The sequence below is a fragment of the Kitasatospora sp. NPDC034023 genome, assembly GCF_055575795.1.
Genome location: NZ_JBVIRY010000025.1, coordinates 88,174 through 105,087, shown reverse-complemented (window position 1 = coordinate 105,087; position 16,914 = coordinate 88,174). Strand labels below are relative to the sequence as shown.

The 16,914-nt window shown below is 74.4% G+C and carries 13 protein-coding genes; 10 read left to right on the top strand and 3 right to left on the bottom strand.

Features of this window, described 5'->3' with window-relative positions:
- The first annotated feature begins 22 nt into the window (after positions 1–22).
- Positions 23–721, top strand: coding sequence for a class III extradiol dioxygenase subunit B-like domain-containing protein (locus ACZ52R_RS29100; protein WP_465623207.1), 699 nt, complete (start codon positions 23–25; stop codon positions 719–721).
- 16 nt (positions 722–737) lie between these two features.
- Here ACZ52R_RS29100 and ACZ52R_RS29095 read toward each other — a convergent pair whose 3' ends face one another.
- Positions 738–1,046 (bottom strand): antitoxin, encoded by a 309-nt coding sequence (locus tag ACZ52R_RS29095; protein ID WP_465754432.1) that lies wholly within the window; start codon positions 1,044–1,046, stop codon positions 738–740.
- Positions 1,047–1,256: 210 nt separating this feature from the next.
- Between ACZ52R_RS29095 and miaA the strand changes: the two genes are divergently transcribed.
- The 5 genes from miaA to hflX all read left to right on the top strand — a co-directional run bounded on the left by miaA (position 1,257) and on the right by hflX (position 8,074).
- Positions 1,257–2,201 carry a tRNA (adenosine(37)-N6)-dimethylallyltransferase MiaA gene (gene miaA, locus ACZ52R_RS29090; RefSeq protein ID WP_465623204.1) on the top strand — a complete coding sequence of 315 codons (945 nt, stop codon included), beginning with the start codon at positions 1,257–1,259 and terminating at the stop codon, positions 2,199–2,201.
- 228 nt (positions 2,202–2,429) lie between these two features.
- Positions 2,430–2,942 (top strand): hypothetical protein, encoded by a 513-nt coding sequence (locus tag ACZ52R_RS29085; protein ID WP_360505194.1) that lies wholly within the window; start codon positions 2,430–2,432, stop codon positions 2,940–2,942.
- A 76-nt stretch (positions 2,943–3,018) separates the two neighbouring features.
- The gene (gene dapF / locus ACZ52R_RS29080; protein ID WP_465623202.1) at positions 3,019–3,930 is read left to right on the top strand and encodes a diaminopimelate epimerase; all 912 of its coding nucleotides are present in this window, start codon (positions 3,019–3,021) and stop codon (positions 3,928–3,930) included.
- 192 nt (positions 3,931–4,122) lie between these two features.
- A complete protein-coding gene (locus tag ACZ52R_RS29075; protein ID WP_465754431.1) occupies positions 4,123–6,303 on the top strand; it encodes a RelA/SpoT family protein in 2,181 nt (726 codons plus the stop codon).
- Between the two features lie 268 nt (positions 6,304–6,571).
- Positions 6,572–8,074: a GTPase HflX gene (hflX, locus tag ACZ52R_RS29070; protein WP_360505198.1), complete on the top strand. Its 1,503-nt coding sequence runs from the start codon at positions 6,572–6,574 to the stop codon at positions 8,072–8,074.
- 117 nt (positions 8,075–8,191) lie between these two features.
- Here the strand turns inward: hflX and ACZ52R_RS29065 are convergent, their stop codons facing one another.
- Positions 8,192–9,310 (bottom strand): trypsin-like serine peptidase, encoded by a 1,119-nt coding sequence (locus ACZ52R_RS29065; protein WP_465623199.1) that lies wholly within the window; start codon positions 9,308–9,310, stop codon positions 8,192–8,194.
- A 54-nt stretch (positions 9,311–9,364) separates the two neighbouring features.
- Positions 9,365–10,567, bottom strand: coding sequence for a trypsin-like serine peptidase (locus tag ACZ52R_RS29060; protein WP_465623197.1), 1,203 nt, complete (start codon positions 10,565–10,567; stop codon positions 9,365–9,367).
- Between the two features lie 665 nt (positions 10,568–11,232).
- Here ACZ52R_RS29060 and ACZ52R_RS29055 point away from each other — a divergent pair.
- The 4 genes from ACZ52R_RS29055 to ACZ52R_RS29040 all read left to right on the top strand — a co-directional run bounded on the left by ACZ52R_RS29055 (position 11,233) and on the right by ACZ52R_RS29040 (position 16,908).
- Entirely contained in the window at positions 11,233–13,029 is a 1,797-nt protein-coding gene (locus tag ACZ52R_RS29055) for an IucA/IucC family protein (protein ID WP_465754430.1), read from the top strand.
- Positions 12,921–13,610, top strand: a complete 690-nt coding sequence (locus tag ACZ52R_RS29050) for a GNAT family N-acetyltransferase (protein WP_396289675.1) — start codon at positions 12,921–12,923, stop codon at positions 13,608–13,610. The genes ACZ52R_RS29055 and ACZ52R_RS29050 overlap by 109 nt, the downstream gene beginning before the upstream one ends.
- Before the next feature lie 75 nt (positions 13,611–13,685).
- Positions 13,686–15,107: a lysine N(6)-hydroxylase/L-ornithine N(5)-oxygenase family protein gene (locus ACZ52R_RS29045; protein ID WP_465754429.1), complete on the top strand. Its 1,422-nt coding sequence runs from the start codon at positions 13,686–13,688 to the stop codon at positions 15,105–15,107.
- Positions 15,085–16,908, top strand: a complete 1,824-nt coding sequence (locus ACZ52R_RS29040) for an IucA/IucC family protein (protein ID WP_465754428.1) — start codon at positions 15,085–15,087, stop codon at positions 16,906–16,908. The genes ACZ52R_RS29045 and ACZ52R_RS29040 overlap by 23 nt, the downstream gene beginning before the upstream one ends.
- Positions 16,909–16,914 lie beyond the last annotated feature (6 nt).

The window sequence follows — 16,914 nt, the reverse complement described above, 5'->3', positions numbered from 1 at the left end:
GACAGGCTCTAAAGTGATCCACATGCTGGTTGCCGCCGCCGTGTGCCCCTGTCCGCCGCTGCTCGTCCCGGAGGTCGCCGCCGGGGCGGCCGCCGAGCTGGACGCGCTGCGCGTCGCCTGCGACGAGGCGCTGGCGGCGCTGGTCGCGGCCGGTCCGCAGCTGGTCGTGGTGGTCGGCACCGGGCCGAAGGCCGAGGTGTGGACCGAGGGCGGGGCCGGCTCCTTCCACCGCTACGGGGTGCCGCTGATCGCCAAGCTGCCCGGCGACCGGGTCGAGGGGCCGGAGCTGGCGCCCTCGCTGACCGTCGGCGCCTGGCTACTGGAGCGCGCCGGGGTGACCCTGCCCACGCACGCGTGCGCGGTGCCCGCCGACGCCCCGGCCGACCGGATGCTCGGCCTCGGCCAGGGCCTGGCCGGGCTCGCCGACCGGGTCGCCCTGCTGGTGCTCGGCGACGGCAGCGCCTGCCGGTCGGTGAAGGCGCCCGGCTACCTGGACGAGCGGGCCGAGGGCTTCGACGCGGCGCTGGCCGCCGCCCTGGGCTCGGCCGACCTGCCGGCCCTGGCCGCGCTGGACACCGGCGTGGCCGCGGAACTCAAGGCCGAGGGCCGGGCGCCCTGGCAGGTGCTGGCCGGCGCCGCTGAGGGCGCCGGCCTCACCGGGCGACTGGACTACCAGGACGCGCCGTACGGGGTCGGGTACTTCGTGGCGTCCTGGTCCTAGGACAGGACCCGGCGGGTCAGGACTGCGGGGGCTGTGGCGACTGCGGGGGCTGCGGCGACGGCGGCGACTGCAGGGACTGCGGCGACGGCGGGGGCCGGCCCTCGTCGCCCGGCTTCGGCTTGTGGGCGAAGTCGCCGACCGCGTCCTTGGCCTTGTCGGCGCCGTGCTCGATCTTGTCGCTGTACTTGCCCTTGGTCGCCTTGTCGATCGCGCCGCCGGCCTTGTCCACGATGTGATCGATCTGGTCGCTGTGCTTGCCGGCCAGTTCGCTGGCCTTCTCCTTGAGCTCCTCGGCCTTGCCCTTGAGGTTGTCCATCAGACCCATGGCGGTCTCACCCTTCCCTGTCGTCCGTCCATCCCCGTCCCCTGCACAACGTCCGTACCCGGGGAAGCGTTCGCAAACCGGGCGCCAACTGGGGAAACGGTCGGAAACGGACTCGGAGACAGTCATATCGTCGCGCAGCGGCGGGCGAGCGGCAGCCCGGTGCGCGGGTGAGGCGGTCTCGCGAAAACGGAGCAGTGCGAAACTGGAACGGTGAGCAGCCTCCGTACCCCGCGCGTCATCTCGATCGTCGGCGCGACCGCCGCCGGCAAGTCCGACCTGGCCGTCGCCATCGCCCGCAGCCTCGACGGCGAGGTGATCAACACCGACTCGATGCAGCTGTACCGGGGCATGGACATCGGCACCGCCAAGCTCACCATGGCCGAGCGCGGGGGAGTACCGCACCACCTGATGGACGTCTGGGACGTCACCGAGGCCGCCAGCGTGGCCGAGTACCAGCGGCTGGCCCGCGCCGAGATCGACCGGCTGCTCGCCGCCGGGCGCACCCCCGTCCTGGTCGGCGGCTCCGGGCTGTACGTCCGGGCCGCGATCGACGAGATGGAGTTCCCCGGCACCGACCCGGCGGTCCGGGCCCGGCTGGAGGCCGAGCTGGAGGCGGCCGGCCCGGACGCGCTGCACCGCCGGCTGGCCGAGCTGGACCCGGCCGCCGCCGAGGCGATCCTCACCGGCAACGGGCGGCGGATCGTCCGGGCGCTGGAGGTCATCGAGATCACCGGGCAGCCGTTCACCGCCAACCTGCCGAGCAACACCGCCGTGTACGAGGCGGTGCAGATCGGCGTCGCCGTGCCGCGCCCCGAGCTGGACGAGCGGATCGCGCTGCGGGTCGACCGGATGTGGGCGGCCGGACTGCCGGACGAGGTGCGGGCGCTGGAGAAGGTCGGGCTGCGGGAGGGGAAGACCGCCTCCCGGGCGCTCGGCTACCAGCAGGTGCTCGACCACTTCGCCGGCGAGTGCACCGAGGACGAGGCGCGGGCCGAGACCGTCCGGGCGACCAAACGATTCGCCCGCCGCCAGGAGTCCTGGTTCCGCCGGGACGACCGGATCAACTGGCTCTCCCGACCGGCCGGCACCGACCCCGTCGAGCTGCTGGAACACTCCCTCGAACTGATCGACCGTCAGGGGGTTCCGGCCGCGTAGGACGGGTTCCGGCCAATTCGGCGGTGCACCTGCGCGCGCAGGCGACCGTGCAGGACGAACCGGCGGTCACGGCCCGATCACGTGATGGCCACGGATCACCCGTCGACCCCGGTCAGGCCCCGGAACGCCTCCCTGGACATGCCATCATCGAAGCCATAGGAGTCGGCCGAACGGGCCGACCGTGCCCGACCGCGAGTCCGCTCGTGTCGAACTGTCAGGGGAGGCCGTGTGTCGACGGGTACCGGCCCCGAACCCGGCCAGAGCGGAAGCGTCACCGCGCCGGCCGAGGAGTTCGACGAGTCGACGATGGGTGACCTCCCCGTGCTGACCGGACTGGAGACGCCGACCTCGTACGCGGTCGCGCTGCCCGCCCTGGACACCCGTACCCCGCCCGGCGGTGCGGTGCACGAGCGGGAGATCCGCCCGCGGCGCCGGCTGCGCTGGTGGCAGACGCTGCCGATCGCCCTGCTGGGCACCCTCGGCTCGCTGATGTTCGCCTTCCCGCTCGCCTTCGGCTCGGCCGGGGCGCGCGCCACCATGGTCGGGATGCTCGGGCTGCTGCTCACCGCCGCCTCGGTCGGCTGGGGCGCGATGGCCGCCCGGCACGCGGGCTACAAGTGGCCGGGACTGCCGCGCCGGGGCTCCGGGCAGCGGGCCGGCTGGAAGGCGATCGTGCTGTACACCGTGATCGCGCTGGCCGCCTGCGCGCTCGCGGTCTGGCGGGTCGCCTACCTGCGCTGAGGCCGGGCTCACGGCCTCCGCCCCCCGCTCTCCCCGCCCCGGAGGCGAGCCGGCGAGTATCAGTACCATCGGAGGGGTGAGCGCATCCTCTCCTCAGCAGGGCGGCATCCCCTTCTTCAAGGGGCACGGCACCCAGAACGACTTCGTCATCGTCCCGGACCCGGACGGCGCGCTGGAGATCGGCCCCGAGGCCGTCGCCGCGCTGTGCGACCGGCGGGCCGGCATCGGCGGGGACGGGCTGCTGCGCGTGGTGCGCTCGGCCGCCGACCCGGCATCGGCGGGGATGGCCGACCGGGCCGAGTGGTTCATGGACTACCGCAACTCCGACGGCAGCATCGCCGAGATGTGCGGCAACGGCCTGCGGGTCTTCGCCCGCTTCCTGGTCGAGGCGGGTCTGGCCAAGCCCGGCGAGCTGGCCGTCGCCACCCGCTCCGGGGTGCTCACCGCGACGGTCGCCGAGGACGCCGAGGACGGCACGCCCGGCGACGTCACCATCGACATGGGCCGCGCCCGGCTGCCCGGGCCGGACGGCATCGAGGTCACGGTCGGCGAGCGGCGCTGGCCGGCGCTGAACGTCAACATGGGCAACCCGCACGCGGTGGCCTTCGTGGAGAGCCTGGACCATGCCGGCGAGCTGTTCGCCGCGCCGCTCACCAGCCCCGAGGGTGCCTACCCCGAGGGCGTCAACGTCGAGTTCGTGGTGGACCGCGGGCCGCGGCACGTCGCGATGCGGGTGCACGAGCGCGGCTCGGGCGAGACCCGCTCCTGCGGCACCGGCGCCTGCGCCGTCGCGGTGGCCGCCATCCGCCGGGACGGCGCCGACCCGGCGGTCACCGGCGAGGCCGTCGCGTACACCGTGGACGTGCTGGGCGGCCGGCTGGTCATCACCGAGCACCCGGACGGCCGGGTGGAGATGACCGGGCCGGCGGTGATCGTGGCCGAGGGGCGGCTGGACGCGCGCTGGTGGGAGTCCGCCCGCCGGAGCTGACGGCCCGGTTTGCCCAATTCGTGCGGTGACGAATCCCCCCGATCGGGTGATACCGGTCGCGGACGGGAATCACGGCGTCGCGGAACGTGCTCTGCTCGGTAGCATGGACCACCGGGTCGATCACCCCTGGGAGGGGCAGCAAGATCACCGTCCCCAGCGGGGCCGCGCCCGGCGACGTTGCCGGAGGTGCCGATGACCATCGAAGCCGGGCAGTCCCTGACGGGGCAGCCGACGACCGTACGGCAGGCCGGGGCCAGGAGGCCCCTCGGAGAGCTCGGCCGGGCCGCCCTCGGCCGAGCCGGCCGGGCCGCGTTACTGGCCACCGGCCGGCCGCCCGTGCCGGACGCCCTGGAACCGCTCGTCCGGGTCCACCGGCAGCACCACCCGCAGGCCGACCTCGGCCTGCTCGCCCGGGCGTACCGGCTCGCCGAGGCCAGCCATCGCGGCCAGAAGCGCAAGAGCGGTGAGCCGTACATCACCCACCCGCTGGCCGTCACCATGATCCTGGCCCAACTCGGCGCCGGGACGACCACCTTGGTCGCCTCGCTGCTCCACGACACGGTCGAGGACACCGAGTTGACGCTGGACCAGGTGGGTGCCGGATTCGGACCCGAAGTCGCCTACCTGGTCGACGGGGTGACGAAACTGGAGAAGGTCGACTTCGGCGCCGCCGCCGAGGCCGAGACCTTCCGCAAGATGCTGGTCGCCACCGGGGACGACGTCCGGGTGATGGTGATCAAGCTGGCCGACCGGCTGCACAACATGCGCACCATCCGGCACATGAAGCCGGCCAGTCAGGTGCGGATCGCCAAGGTCACCCGGGACGTGCTGATCCCGCTGGCCGAGCGGCTCGGCATCCAGGTGCTCAAGGCGGAGCTCGAGGACATCGTCTTCGCCACCCTGCACCCCGAGGAGCACGCCCGCACCCGCGCCCTGACGGCCGACCACGAGGCCGAGCCGGACACCGTGCTGGAACCCTTCGCCCGGCAGCTGGCCCGGCACCTGGCCGAGGCCGGGGTGGCCGCCGAGGTGACCGTGCGGCCCCGGCACTGCGTCTCGCTGCACCGGGTGCTGCTCAAGCGGTCCGGCGCGCCCGGGCCGGACGGCCTGCCGCAGGCGCCGCGGCCGGCCGACTTCGGGCGACTGCTGGTGGTCGTCGAGGAGAACGCGGACTGCTACGCCGTGCTCGGCGAACTGCACACCTGCTGGACGCCACTGCCCGGGGAGTTCAAGGACTTCGTCGCCGCGCCCAAGTTCAACCTCTACCAGTCGCTGCACACCGCCGTGGCACTGAGCGGCGGCGCGGTGGTCGAGGTGCTGGTCCGCACCCGCCGGATGCACGAGGTCGCCGAGACCGGGGTGGTCGCGCTCGGCGACCCGTCCCCGGCCGCCGCCGCCCAGGACACCGACGAGCTGGACCGCACCGACCCGGCCCGGCCGGGCTGGCTCAGCCGACTGCTGGAGTGGCAGCAGGACACGCCCGACCCGGACGCCTTCTGGTCCGCGCTCACCGCCGACCTGGCCGGCGACCGCGAGATCACCGTCGTGACGGAGAGCGGCGAAACGCTTCAGCTGAGGGCCGGAGCCACCTGTGTGGACGCGGCCTACCTGCTCGGCGAGGACACCGGCCACCGATGTATCGGCGTCCGGGTCAACGGGCGGCTCAGCGCGCTCTCCACCGTGCTCGAGGACGGCGACCTGATCGCGGTGCTCACCGAGACCCTCCCGGCCGGCGGCGGGCAGCCCTCCGGCCCCTCCCCGGAATGGCTGGCGCACGCCCGCACCCCCGCCGCCCGGCTGGCCATCGAGCGCTGGCTGGCCGACCCGCCCGCCCGGCTGCCGGCGGTCCGTACCGGCCCGGCCGGAGCCCAGCCCGCCCCGCCCGGCCGACGCACCGCCGAGAAACGGGCCGCCCCGGTCGCGGTGACCGGCCGGCCCGGGGCGGCCGTACGGCTGGCGCGCTGCTGCACGCCCGTCCCGCCGGACGAGGTGGCCGGCTACCCGATCCGCGGCGGCGCCGTGGCCGTCCACCGCACCGGCTGCCCGGCGGGAGAGCGGATGCGGGCGGACGGGCGGGCCCCGCTGGAGGTCCACTGGCAGCCGCAGGGCGCCCCGGCGGCCGGTCACCGGGCCACCCTGCGGGCCGAGGCGCTGAACCGGCCCCGGCTGCTGGCCGACCTCACCGCGGCGATCTCCGCCGCGGGCGTCGGCATCGTCTCGGCCGAGGTCGAGCCGCCCCAGGAGTCGCGGGTCCGGCACACCTACACCGTCGAACTGCCCGAGCCGGGCGCGCTGCCCGGGCTGATGCGGGCGATGCTGCGGGTCTCCGGGGTGTACGACGTCAGCCGCCCGCACGCCCCGGAGGTCGGTTAGGCGTTCCGTGCCACCGGGCGGGACCGGTCGCTTCCGGCGCCGCCGCACCGGAAATGGGATGACCGGCCCGCGCCGGGCGTGCGACCATCATGGGGAATTCACGGCCGGTCCGCGGCGTTCACAGGGCACAGGAGCCCCGGTGGCAGCCGAGGACCCGAGGGGTAGCTCACCCCGCCCGGACGGTAGCCGGGGCGGCAGCTGGGCACACTCCTTAAGGGACCGCGCGGCGGTCCCCGAAGGCCACCCGTACCAGCAGCCAAAGGACAGAATGACCTCCACGTTCGACACCCGCGACCACGCCGACGCTCCGCGCCGCCTTGACGGTCTGCGGGCGGAAGCCCTCATGGACGAGGACCTCGCGGCCATCGACGAGGACCTCGACCACCACTACGACGGCGACCAGTACGACCGCAGCGAGCGCGCCGCCCTGCGCCGGGTCGCCGGCCTCTCCACCGAACTCGAAGACGTCACCGAGGTCGAGTACCGCCAGCTCCGCCTGGAGCGCGTGGTGCTCGTCGGCGTCTGGACCGACGGCACGCTGGAGGAGGCGGAGAACTCCATGGCGGAGCTCGCCGCGCTCGCCGAGACCGCCGGTTCCGAGGTGCTGGACGGCGTCATCCAGCGCCGCGACAAGCCCGACGCGGCCACCTACATCGGCTCCGGCAAGGCGCAGGAGCTGCGCGACATCGTCTCCTCCACCGGCGCCGACACCGTGGTCTGCGACGGTGAGCTCACCCCCGGCCAGCTGATCCACCTGGAGGACGTGGTCAAGGTCAAGGTCGTCGACCGGACGGCCCTGATCCTGGACATCTTCGCCCAGCACGCCAAGTCCCGGGAGGGCAAGGCGCAGGTCGCGCTCGCGCAGATGCAGTACATGCTGCCGCGGCTGCGAGGCTGGGGTCAGTCGCTGTCCCGGCAGATGGGTGGTGGCGGCTCCGGCTCGTCCGGCGGCGGCATGGCCACCCGCGGTCCCGGTGAGACCAAGATCGAGACCGACCGGCGCCGGATCCGCGAGAAGATGGCGAAGCTCCGCAAGGAGATCGCCGACATGAAGAAGGGCCGCGACACCAAGCGCCAGGAGCGCCGGCGCCACCAGGTGCCGTCGGTGGCCATCGCCGGGTACACCAACGCCGGCAAGTCCTCCCTGCTCAACCGGCTCACCGGCGCGGGCGTCCTGGTGGAGAACTCGCTGTTCGCCACCCTGGACCCGACCGTGCGCCGGGCCCAGACCCCGAGCGGGCGGGTCTACACCCTGGCCGACACCGTCGGCTTCGTCCGGCACCTGCCGCACCACCTGGTCGAGGCCTTCCGCTCGACCATGGAGGAGGTCGCCGACGCGGACCTCATCCTGCACGTGGTGGACGGCTCGCACCCCGAGCCGGAGACCCAGCTGGCCGCCGTCCGCGAGGTCATCGTCTCGGTCGACGCGCAGGCCGTGCCGGAGATCGTGGTGATCAACAAGGCGGACGCCGCCGACCCGCACGTGCTGCAGCGCCTGCTGCGCCGCGAGCCGCACGCCATCGTGGTGTCGGCCCGCAGTGGCGCGGGCATCGAGGAGCTGCTCAAGCTCATCGACGACGAGCTGCCGCGACCGGCCGTCGAGGTGCGGGTCCTGGTGCCCTACACCCAGGGCGCGCTGGTCTCCCGGGTGCACGCGGAGGGCGAGCTGCTTTCCACCGAGCACACCGGCGAGGGCACGCTGCTGCACGCCAAGGTGCCGGCCGAGCTGGCCGCCGAGCTGGAGTACTTCACGGTGGCCCTGCGGGGCTGAGGCCGAAGCGCAGGCGAAAGCGCGGGGAAGGGCCCCCGGGACCGGCGACGGTCCCGGGGGCCCTTCCGCGTTCCGCCGGGTCACGCTCCACGGGGGTCGGCCGGTCTCCGCCGGGGGTCATCTGACGTTCTTGGCGAAGTAGTCGAAGGCCTGCTTCGCCTGGTCCTGCAGCGAGGGTCCGGCCTGGTACCCGGCGGGGTTGCGGTTGCCGATCGCGCCGACGCTGATCAGGTTGGGCTTGCCGTCCCTGGTGATGAACCAGCCGCCGCCGCTCGAGCCGGCGGTCATGGTGCAGCCGATCACGTACATCGGCGGGCGGGCCGGGTCGAAGGAGATCCGGGCGGGCGGGACCGGGGAGTCGCAGTGGTCCAGCTCCATGCCGTCGAAGGGCCGCTCGGCCGGGTAGCCGTAGGCGGCGGCCGCGGTGATCTGGTCGGCCGGGGCGTTGAACCAGATCGGGACCGAGCCGCCGACCGTCTCCTCCAGGGACGTGCCGGAGTCGCTCTCGGCGCGCACCCGGAGGATCCCGTAGTCGAACTGGTTGTGGGCGCCGACGCCGCTCTCCTGGAGCCAGGTCGGCGACACCATCGCGCGCACCGCCGTCCACCGGCCGTACGGGGCGGCCTGCGCGTCGGAGTACGGCTTGCCGTGGCTCGCCTGGCCGTCCCGGTTGAAGCCGGGCACGAAGACCAGGTTCCTCAGCCAGCCGCCGCCCCTGCCGTCGTGCAGGCAGTGCGCGGCGGTGTAGACGAGGTTGCTGCGGCCGGGGTTGGCGGGGTCGGAGACCACGGTGGCGGAGCAGGTGGCGTCGCCCTGAGGCGTCGTCATGAAGAGCCGGCCGACCACGGCGGTGGCCTGGCCGTACGGGTGCGGCTGCGGCTTGGCGGGGACGGCGGCGGGCGGGGCGTCCCGTTCGACGCCGGGGGCGGCGGGGGCGGTCAGTGAGTACTCCGGGGTGGGCCGGGGCTTGGCGGCGTCCATCCGGGCGGCCGACCAGAAGCCCGGGGCCGTCTCGTTGGCGAACCGGCTGTCGGCGACGTACTTCGTCCAGTCCTCCAGCTTCCAGCCCGTCAGGTCGCCCAGACTGGTGGGCGCGGACGTGGGAAGGGCGGGGGGCGGGGCGGCCGGCCTGGCGGGACCGTCCGGACCGCAGGCGGCCGCCGCCAGGGCGGTCACGGCGAGCAGCGCGGCGCCGGCCGTCCTGGCCCGGCGCCCGCGGCTGGTGGTTCTCGGCATGCTGCATCGTCCCCCGTGCTGTGCTGGTGTTTCCGTACCGCCCCCCGGTGGCGGCTACTGCTTCCTGGAGATCCAGTCCAGGGCCTGCTTGGCGACCGTCTCCAGGTACGGGCCGCTGAGCGAGGTGTGGCCCTCGGTGCCGATCGAGGTGTTGCTGACCAGGGCGGTCCTCCCGTCGGGCATGGTGGCGAACCAGCCGCCGCCGCTGGAGCCCTGGGTCATGTTGCAGCCGATGGTGAGCATCGTGGGGCGCTTGGCGTCGAAGGAGAGCCGGGTCGGCTTGCCGCCGTCGCACCTGTACAGCTCCTGGCCGTCGAACGGCTTGAGCAGCGGGTAGCCGACGGCCGACACGCTGACCTTGTCGCGCGGGGCGTCGAACCACACCGGGACGGCCGAACCGACCGTCTCCTCCAGGGACTTGCCGGTGTCGTTCTGGTTGTGCACGCGCATGACGGCGAAGTCGTACTGGTTGGCGGCGTCGCCGGTGCCGCCGCCCTCGACCATCCACTGCGGCGAGGTGGTGACCTGGTCGGCCCACCAGGTGCCGAGCGGGGCCAGTTCGGACAGCGGGGCGCGCTTGCCGCCGCTGGAGGCACCCGAGTTGTTGTAGGCGGGCACGAACACCAGGTCCTTGTAGAAGCTCCCGCCCTTGCCCTCGTGCACGCAGTGGCCGGCCGTCCAGACCAGGTTGCTCCTGCCGGGGTGCTGCGGGTCGGCGATCACCGTCGCCGAGCAGTTGCCGCGGCCGCCCTTGGCGGAGAAGAACACCTTGCCGGAGGGCTGCTTGGTGTACGGGCGGGGCATCGCGACGGCGTTGACCGTCGGCGGCTCGGGGTCGGTCACGCCGTCGTCGGTGGCGGGCTTCGGGGTGGCCGGGGAGGGCTTGGCGGCGGGCGGGGCCGGCTCGGCGGGCTTGGAGTCGCCCATCTTGTCCGGGTCCCAGAAGTCCTTCACCACCGGGTTGTTGAAGACGTGCTTGGACGCCCAGGTGTCCCAGTCCTCGAACTTCCACTTCTTCAGGTCGTCCCAGGTCCTCGGCAGGCCCTCCAGCAGGCTGGTCGGCAGACCGGACGGGAGGGTGATCCCGCCGATCACACCGCCTCCGCCGGTGCCGCCGTTCGCCGCGGCCGAGGAGGGCGGCGGCGCGGCGCTGCCTCCCCCGTCGCCCGCCGGGCCGTCCGGCCCGCAGGCGCTCACGGCGAGCAGGGTTCCCGCGACCGCGGCGGCGGCCAGGGCTGACCGGTGGATCGTAGGCATCTGTGCGCTTCCCCCTGTGCTCGGTCGGTCGGTGCCGGCTCGGTCGGTGCCGGGTCGGTGTGCGGCGGCTCGGTGTGTGCCGGGTCGGTCGGTGCTCGGTCGGTCGGTGCTGGGTCGGGCGGTCGGCGTGGGGCCGGTCGGTGCCGGGCCGACCGTGCGCGGCCGGACCGTGGTGCGGCGGCCCGCCGCCCTGGAGTCTTCCACCGCAGACGAGGACGGCCGTGCCCACCCCCCGGGTTGCGGCGCCGGCCGGAGGTCACCGATCCGTGATGCGGCCCGGTCGGCTCGTTGGCGCAGCAGGCCTTTTCGCCCCGGTGGTGGACAATCCCCGATCTTCACCCGGACGAGTGAGCCGTCCTTGTGATCACCCCTCAGGGATAGGTAACCCTTACCTGACGCGAACGGTGCGAGCGCCCGCCGACCCCTCCCACCACAGTGCGCGTCCGCACCCCCACGCGCCCCAAGGAGCAGCCTTGAGCACCGCCCTCACCGGAGCCCCGCCCGAACCGCCGCAGCCGACGGAGCCCTCTCGGGAGCCGAAGGGCGCGCCGACGCCGAAAGCGACGAGCGACCAGCGGGCGGTGGGGACACCCCCGGCCGACGGCGGGGGGAGAACACCGGAGAGCAGGGGCACCTCCCAACCGTCAGGCCGGGGCAGGGAGTCGGTGCCGGACCCCGAGCGCCCCGAGGCGAGCGCGCAGGGCCGGCCCGAACCCGACCCGCTGCTGCACCCCGATCCCGTCGTCGCCGCCGAACAGGCCGCCGTGGAAGCCCTGTTGCGCTGCTGGACGCGGGAGACCGGGGCCCGGCCCGGGCCGGACGGCCGGCTGCGGATCGCCGTCCTCGGCGGGGCCGCCCGGCTCACCGCCCCGGTCCGCTACTGGTCGCCCGGCGGCTGGCACCGCTTCGGCCCGGCCACCCTCGCGGTCGGCGAGGGCAGTGTCGCGGGGGAGGGCGCCGACGCTCCGGTGGACGCCGTCACCGCCGCCGCGCTGCTCGCCGCCGCGGCCGCCGAGCGGCCCGACCCCGGACAGGTCGCCGACCTCGCCGGCCGGGTCGCCGACTCGGTCGTCCGCACCGCCGAGATCCTCGCCCACCGCCGCACCACCGCCGCGCCCGGCGGACCGGAGCGCTCGCACTTCCTCGCCGCCGAGCAGTCCCTGCTGCTCGGCCACCCGCTGCACCCCACCCCGAAGAGCCGCGACGGCCTCGGCCCGGCGCAGAGCGCCGCCTACTCGCCCGAACTGCACGGCTCCTTCCGACTCCACTGGTACGCCGTGGACCGCGAACTGCTCGCCGCGGGATCCGCCGTCACCGAGAGCGCAGAACAGCTCACCGCCGGCCTGCTCGACGGCCGCCTCGCGCTGCCGCCCGGCACCGCCGCCCTCCCGCTGCACCCCTGGCAGGCCCGCGAACTCACCCACCGCCCGGCCGTCGCCGCCCTGCTCGCGGACGGGCTGCTGCACGACCTCGGCCCGGCCGGCGAGCCCTGGTACCCCACCTCCTCGGTCCGCACCGTCTACCGGCCCGGAACCCCGTGGATGCTCAAGCTCTCGCTGGGCCTGCGGATCACCAACTCCCGCCGGGAGAACCTGCGCAAGGAACTGCACCGCGGCCTGGAGATGCACCGGCTGCTGGAGAGCGGGCTGGCCGCCGAGTGGCGGGCCGCCCACCCCGGCTTCGACATCGTCCGCGACCCGGCCTGGATCGGCGTCGACCACCCTGCGCTCGGCGACCCGGGCGGCCTGGACACCGTGCTGCGCGCCCAGCCCTTCGCGCCCGCCGAGCGCGCGCTGTGCGTCGCCGGACTGGTCGCCGAACAGCCGCTCGGCACCGGCGACACCGTGCCCTCCCGGCTGGGCGACACCCTGCGGACGCTCGCCGCGCGCTGCGGCCGCCCGCTGCCGACCGTGGCCGCCGAATGGTTCCTGCGCTACCTGGACGCCGTCGTCCTGCCCATCCTGTGGCTGGACGGCCGGGGCGGCATCGCCCTGGAGGCGCACCAGCAGAACAGCCTCGTCCTGCTGGACGGCGACGGCTGGCCCAGCGGCGGCCGCTACCGCGACAACCAGGGCTACTACTACCGGGAGAGCGCCGCCGAGCGGCTCACCGCCCGGCTGCCCGGGCTCGGCGCCGACAGCGACACCTTCCTGCCGGACCCGGTGATCGACCACCACTTCGCCTACTACCTCGGCATCAACCACGTCCTCGGCCTGATCGGCGCCCTCGGCTCCCAGCAACTCGCCGACGAAACGGTGCTGCTGGCCGCGCTGCGCCGGTTCCTGGCCGGGCCGCAGGTCGCCGCCACCGGCTCGGCCCTGCCCGGGCTGCTGCTGGACGCGCCCACGCTGCCCTGCAAGGCCAACCTGCTCACCCGGATCAACGGCATGGACGAGCTGGTCGGCCCGGTCGCCAGCCAGTCCGTCTACGTGGACATCCCCAACCCGGTGGCGGGTGGCTGATGTTGGACGACCTGCCCGGATGGGGCGCGATCCCCACCCCGGCCGGCGAGTTCCGGCTCAGCCCGGTCCGGCTGCCCGCCGACCTGGAACTGCTCACCGGGTGGATGAACGACCCCGAGGTCGCCGCCTTCTGGGAGCTCGCCGGGCCGCCGGAGACCACCGGCCGGCACGTCCGGGCCCAGCTGGACGGCGACGGCCGCAGCGTCCCCTGCCTCGGCCTGCTCGACGGCGAGCCGATGAGCTACTGGGAGGTCTACCGCGCCGACCTCGACCCGCTGGCCGCGCACTACCCGGCCCGGCCGCACGACACCGGCGTCCACCTGCTGCTCGGCCCCGCCGCCAGTCGCGGCCGGGGGCTGGGCGCCGTCCTGCTGGCCGCCCTCGCCGAACGGATCCTGCGCCGCCGCCCGTCCTGCGAACGGGTCGTCGCCGAACCGGACATCCGCAACCGGCGCTCGGTCCGGGCCTTCGAACGGGCCGGGTTCCGGGCGGCCGCCGAACTCGACCTGCCCGACAAGCGTGCCGCCCTGATGGTGCGCGTCCGGGCGCCCCGGCCCGCCCAGCCCCCGTCCGGCCCCTGACCTGCCCAGCGCCGCCGCCCAGCCCCGCCGCCCCAACCCCGACCTGCCTGGCCCCGACCCCGCCTAGGACACCCCGTGGACACCCCAGCATCGCCGCCGCCGTACGACCTGCTCGGCGTCGGCATCGGTCCGTTCAACCTCTCGCTCGCCGCGCTCGCCGAGCCCGTCCCCGGACTGCGCACGCTCTTCTGCGACCAGCGCCCGGAGTTCCGCTGGCACCACGGGATGCTGGTGGACGGAGCCCGGATGCAGGTGCCGTTCCTCGCCGACCTGGTCTCGCTGGTGGACCCGACCAACCCGTGGTCCTTCCTCAACTACCTGCGCGCACAGGACCGGCTGTTCCCGTTCTACTTTGCCGAGCGATTCCAGCTGCCGCGCCGCGAGTACGACCACTACTGCCGCTGGGCCGCCGAGCGGCTGGCCAACTGCCGCTTCGGCACCGAAGTCACCGCCCTGCACTGGGACGCCCCGTTCTACCGGGTCGAGTTGACCGACACCGCGACCGGGCGACGGTCCTCCGTACGGGCCCGCAGCCTCGCCCTCGGCGTCGGCACCCGCCCGGTGCTGCCCGAAGCCTTCGCCGGCCTCGCCGGCCATCCGCGGGCCTTCCACTCCGCCGACTACCTGGACCGCCGCGCCGACCTGGCCGACGCCCGGGACATCACCGTGGTCGGCAGCGGACAGTCCGGCGCCGAGGTCTTCCTCGACCTGCTCCGCCGCCACGAGGGCGACGGCGTCCGGCTGCGCTGGCTCACCCGCACCCGGGCGCTCGCGCCCATGGAGTACTCCAAGCTCGGCCTGGAGCACTTCACCCCCGACTACACCCGCTACTTCCACGGCCTGCCCGGCCCCGTCCGGGACGCCCTGGTCACCGCCCAGTGGCAGCTCCACAAGGCCGCCAGCGCCGAGACCCTCGCCGAGATCCACGACCACCTCTACGAGCGCACCATCGGCCGCCCGATCGACACCGCCCCGGTCGAGATCACCCCCGGCACCGCCGTCACCGACGCCCGCCCCGGCCCCTGCGGCGGCCTCGAACTGCACTGCCGGCACACCGACTCCGGCGCCGAGCACGTCCTGCGCACCGACGCCCTGGTCCTCGCCACCGGCTACCGGGCCGCCCGCCCGGCCGCCCTCGAACCGCTCGCCGACCTGATCGACTGGGACGAGGCCGGACGCTACCGGGTCGACCTCGACCACCGCGTCGCCACCCGGCCCGGGCTCACCGGCGGCCTCTACGTCCAGAACGCCGAACTGCACACCCACGGCGTCGGCACCCCCGACCTCGGGCTCGGCGCCCACCGGGCCGCCGTGATCCTCAACGCCGTCACCGGGCGGACCGTCCACCGGCTGCCCGACCGCACCGCGTGGACCGGCTTCGCACCGCCCGTCCCGGCACCGCCCGTCCCGGCACCGCCCGTCCCCGCCCCCTTCGACCTGACCCCCGTCCTCCCTCGCCCCCAGGAGCTGACCCGTGCCGCAACCGTCGGCCGCTGAACCGCCGCTCTACCTGCCCCCGCACCTCACCGCCGGGCACTGGCAGCGGGCCGGCCGCGCCCTGCTGGCCAAGATGCTCGGCGAGTTCGCCTACGAGGAACTGCTCAAACCCGTCCCCGGGGCCCTCGACGGCGAGTACCTGCTGAAACTGCCCGAGGCCGAGTACCGGTTCACCGCCCGGCGCGGCGCCTACGACGGCTGGCAGGTCGACCCGGAATCCGTCCGCTGCTCCCGCCCCGACGGCCTGGACCCGCTGCGCTTCCTCCCGTACGCCCGGCAGACCCTCGGGATGCGCGGCGAGACCACCGCCCACCTGATCCGCGAGCTCTCCGCCACCCTGACCGCCGACGCCCGCCAGCTCGCCACCGCGCTCACCGCCGCCGAACTCGCCGAGCTCGACCACCCCGCACTGGAGGGCCGGCAGGGCGGCCACCCCTGGATCGTCCCCAACAAGGGCCGGATCGGCTTCTCCGCCGCCGACGCCGCCCGCTGGAGCCCGGAGGCCCGCAGCCCGCGCCCGCTGCCCTGGATCGCCGTCCACCGCCGGCTCGCCGAGTACCGGGGCGTGCCCGGCCTGGAGCGGCCCGAGCAGCTGTACGCCCGCGAGCTGGACGACGTGGACGCGCTGCGCGCCGCGCTCGGCCCGGACGCCGACGACTACCTGCTGCTGCCCGTCCACCCCTGGCAGTGGGACGAGACGATCCTGCCGCTGTTCGCGCCCTGGATCGCCTCCGGTGAGATCGTCCCGCTGCCCTCGGACGGCGCCCCACGGCTGCCCCAGCAGTCCATCCGCTCCTTCTTCAACACCGCCCGCCCCGAGCGCTGCACCGTCAAACTGCCGCTGTCCATCCTCAACACCCTGGTCTGGCGCGGCCTGCCCACCGAACGCACCCTGGCCGCGCCCGCCGTCACCGCCTGGCTGCACGGCCTGCGCGACGCCGACCCGTTCCTGCGCGACGAGTGCCGGGTGATCCTGCTCGGCGAGATCGCCTCCGTCACCGTCGACCACCCGCTGTACCGGGAGATGCCCGAGGCGCCGTACCAGTACAAGGAACTGCTCGGCGCGATCTGGCGCGAACCGCTCGGCCCCTGCCTGGACGGCGGCGAGCGGGCCCGCACCCTCGCCGCCCTGCTGCAGACCGGCTCCGACGGGCGGGCGCTCGCCGCCGAACTGATCGCCCGCTCCGGCCTCACCCCGGCCGAGTGGACCGGCCGGCTGTTCGCCGCGATGCTGCCGCCGCTGCTGCACTTCCTCTACCGGTACGGGCTGGTCTTCTCCCCGCACGGCGAGAACGCCATCGTGGTCTTCGACGAACGGGACACCCCGACCCGGCTCGCGGTCAAGGACTTCGTGGACGACGTCAACCTCAGCTCGCAGGACCTGCCCGAGCTGCGCGACCTGCCCGCCGAGGTCGCCGACGTACTGCTGCGGGAGCGCCCGCAGGGGCTCTGCCAGTTCCTCCACTCCGGGCTGTTCATCGGCGTCTTCCGCTACCTTGCCCCGCTGCTGGAGGCGCAGACCGGACTGCCCGAGACCGAGTTCTGGGCCCTGCTGCGCGCCGAGATCCGCCGCCACCAGGACCGCTTCCCCGAGCTGCGCGAGCGCTTCGAGCTGTTCGACCTGTTCCTGCCCCGGATCGAGCGGCTCTGCCTCAACCGCAACCGGCTGATCCTCGACGGCTACCAGGACCGCCCGCACCGCCCGCACGCCGCCCGGTTCGGGACCGTGCCGAACGCACTGGTGGAGGTGGACGTCCGGCTGCCCGCGAGACGGGACCGGATTGTCACCCCCGCCCCGTAGGCTGGG